Here is a 3,209-nt window from a genome sequence, read left to right as displayed (position 1 = left end):
CCCGCCCGCGCCGCGGGGCCCCCCCCTCACTGTGGCGCGCGCGGGCCCGGCCCCCCCCCGCCGCCCCCGCGCGGCCCCCCCCCCCCCCAGGGGCCCCGCCCCCCCTCCGGCATGTCCGAAGAGCGCGCGGACCCGGCGTCCGCCCGGGCCCGCGGTGCGAAGAGCAGGCGCACGGCGTCATCCGGGCGACGGTTCCATCGCCCGTCCGGGTGGCGGCCCGCCGGCTGACGGCACGTCGGGTGACGGCTCGACTACGCTGTGTCGGTCGTCTGCCGTCGAATGCGCTTGGAGACCCGGTGCTGCCCCTGCTGGACGCCCCCGCTCCCCGGATCAGTCCCCCCGCCCGCCGTCCGGCCCGTGCCGGGCGGACCGGCCCCGGGCCGCGCCGCCGCCGGGCCCTGGCGCTGGCGGTGCTGGCCGCGCTGCCCGGGTCGCTGCTGGTCGCCGGCGCCGGCCCCGCCGCCGCCCAGGGCCGGATCGTCGGCGGCGCGGCCGCCTCCACCGCCGACCACCCGTGGATGGTGGCGCTCGCCAGCCGGCAGCAGTTCGGCACCGCCCGGTCCGGGCAGTTCTGCGGCGGGGTGCTGGTCACGGCGACCAAGGTGGTCACCGCCGCGCACTGCTTCTTCGACGAGCGCACCGGCCGCCGCACCGACCGCCCGGGCCTGCAGGCGGTGCTCGGCCGGGACGACCTGCGCACCACGGACGGCCGCGAGGTCGCGGTGCGCAGCGTCTGGATCGACCCCGGGTACGACTTCCCCCACAACCTGCGCGATGTGGCGGTGGTCACGCTGGCCGAGCCGCAGCCGGGCCGGCCGGTGATCGGGATGGTCGGCCAGGGCGAAACGGCGCCGTACGCGGCGGGAACGCAGGCGCAGGTCTACGGCTGGGGCGACACCACCGGTGGCGGCGCGTATGCCGCGACACTGCACCGGGTCACCGTGCCGATCGTCTCGGACGAGACCTGCTCGCGCGACTATCCGAGCGGCGGGGAATCCCCGTACGACGCGCGGTTCATGGTCTGCGCGGGATCGGACCAGGGCGGGAAGGACGCCTGTCAGGGCGACAGCGGCGGACCGCTGCTGGTCGGCGGGCAGCTGGCCGGGCTGGTGTCCTGGGGGACGGGCTGTGCGGAGGCCGCCCATCCCGGGGTGTACACCCGGGTGGCAGCGGTGGCCGACGACGTGCGCTCCGCCCTCTCCGGGTGACCGGGCGGTGACCGGGTGTCAGGGCGTCCCGGGGCGTCGGCCCGTCGTGGTGCCGAGGGTGGTGTCGGAGGGTGTCCGGGCGCTCACGGCAGGCTCGGTCCCGGAGCGGGCCGGGGTGTCCCGGCACGGCAAAGGGCCGGGGGGGGGGGGGGGTGTTGGGGGCGGGGGCGCGGCGGCGCGCCCCCCCGCGGGCGGGCGGCTTCACGACCGCGGGCCGCACGCCCTCCCAGCCGGCGCTCACCGTGTCCTCCGACTCCTCGCCCGTCCCGTCCGCGGCCGCGCCCGGACTGACGGACGAGCAGATGGTCGCCGCGCTCGCCGGACACCTGTCCGGCCACCGGGTGGTGGGCACCCGCGGGATCGGCACCGCGTCCGCCGCCGGTGGCGCGGCCCGGCCGCTGGCCGAGCTGAGCATCGACGACGGCAAGCAGCACTTCGTCGTCACGGTCGACCTGCGCCGCGAACCGGCGGTGTCGGAGAAGGAGTTGGCCCGGGCCGCCGTGCTCTGCGACCAGGAGGGCCGGAAGTCCGTCATCTGCACCCGCGTGCCCCGGGACGGCGACGCGCTGCTGACCCTGCGCCGGCCGCTGGTCCCGGTGCCGGGCCTCAGCTGGTCGTACGCGCTCGCCACCCCCTCCGGCGACCGGGTGACCGTCACCGAGTGGAGCTCCGCGGCCCCGGTCGGCGCCGCCGGCGCCCTGCCGGACCCACCGCTTGACCTGGGCCGGCTCCGCGAGATCGTGCTCGACCCGGTCTGGATCCGGGCCCTGACCGGGCTCCCGGTCGCGGCGCCCCCCGAGGTGCAGCAGCCGGCCGCCCCGCTCGGCGGCTGACCGCGACCGGGGCGCCCGGCGAGGTCCAAGAGCGAGGGCCTAGAGCTGTCTTCACAGGGCACTCGGGCGGTCGATTCAGGTGCCCCCACGCGCCCCTGTGTGGCATCCGTACGCCTTTGAAGACACGTCTCAGCCGCCCGTGGGCGCCGGGCCGCCGGACGACGGCGCGGCAGGGTCCGAGGGCGCCGGTCCGGACGGGCCCGGCTCCCCGCTGCGGTCCCCGGTCCCGCCGGTGTGGGCAGGGGAGCCGTTCGAGTCGGGTGACGCCGTCGAGGAGGGTGCGGTGGACGGGCCGGCCGGGGCCGACGGGCCGTCCGTGCCGGCGCCGGGGGCGGAGGGGGAGTGGCTCGGCCCGGGCGTGTCCGTGCCACTGGTGGGCTCCGGCCCGTCCCGGTGGGTCGGCCCGCCCTCCAGGGTGACCACGGCCTCGGACGGCGGGAAGGCGATCCGGGCCGTCCAGTGCCCGGCGGGCATCCGGGTCTCGTCCACCGTGACGGTCACGGTGATCCGCTGCCCCGGCTCCAGCGTCCCGGAGTCCCGGCTGAGGCGCAGCCAGTCCACGTCGACCTGTGCGTGCCAGTGGATCGTCGTCCCCCCGGAATCGGTGAGCGTGATCACCGTCCGGCTGCCGTACTCGCCGGCCTCCACGGTGAGCTGCCCGGGGGCGGCCGGCGCCGGGGCCGGCGGGGTCAGCACCGAGTCGCCGATCGGGCCGGCGCCGCGCGAGGGCACCGGAACGGCCGGACCCTGCACGGGCGGCAGCAACGTTTCTGCACGCGGCGCGTCCGCCAGCTGCAGCGCCGCCGTGTCCGTGCCGTCCGCCCCGGACGCCCGCCCGGCGCCGTCAGGTGCGGAAGGGTGACCGGACGGACCCGTCGAAGGCGGCCCGACCTGCACGGATGCGACGGCCGCCGCACCGTGTGCCCCGTCCCCGCCGCGGTGCGCCGCCCAGAGCGCCACCACCGGCGCGCTCAGCACCGCCGCCAGCACGCCCGTGGTCACCATCCGCTGCCGCACCGCCGACCTGCTGCCGGACGGCGCCCGGTGGCGCGGGAAGCCGCGCTGGTCGAACCGGATCGGCTCCTCCGCCGGATCCGGCCCGTCCTCGCCCGCCCTTCCGCGCCCGCCGGCGATGCCCGTGCCGCGCCCCGGGCGGGCCGCCGCGGCC

General features: G+C 78.7%; 2 protein-coding genes and 1 pseudogene. 2 read left to right on the top strand and 1 reads right to left on the bottom strand.

Features of this window, described 5'->3' with window-relative positions:
• Nucleotides 1-299: 299 nt before the first annotated feature.
• A complete protein-coding gene (locus tag ACFV0G_RS37505; RefSeq protein WP_380557739.1) occupies nt 300-1,208 on the top strand; it encodes a S1 family peptidase in 909 nt (302 codons plus the stop codon).
• A 242-nt stretch (nt 1,209-1,450) separates the two neighbouring features.
• Nucleotides 1,451-2,041 carry a hypothetical protein gene (locus ACFV0G_RS37500; protein ID WP_380557736.1) on the top strand — a complete coding sequence of 197 codons (591 nt, stop codon included), beginning with the start codon at nt 1,451-1,453 and terminating at the stop codon, nt 2,039-2,041.
• A gap of 129 nt (nt 2,042-2,170) precedes the next feature.
• Here ACFV0G_RS37500 and ACFV0G_RS37495 read toward each other — a convergent pair.
• Nucleotides 2,171-3,209: pseudogene (locus tag ACFV0G_RS37495) on the bottom strand (hypothetical protein); the annotation flags it as partial.

Origin of the sequence: Kitasatospora sp. NPDC059571 (genome assembly GCF_042735675.1) — a bacterium.
Lineage (GTDB): Bacteria > Actinomycetota > Actinomycetes > Streptomycetales > Streptomycetaceae > Kitasatospora.
This window is presented reverse-complemented; position numbering and strand designations above follow the sequence as displayed.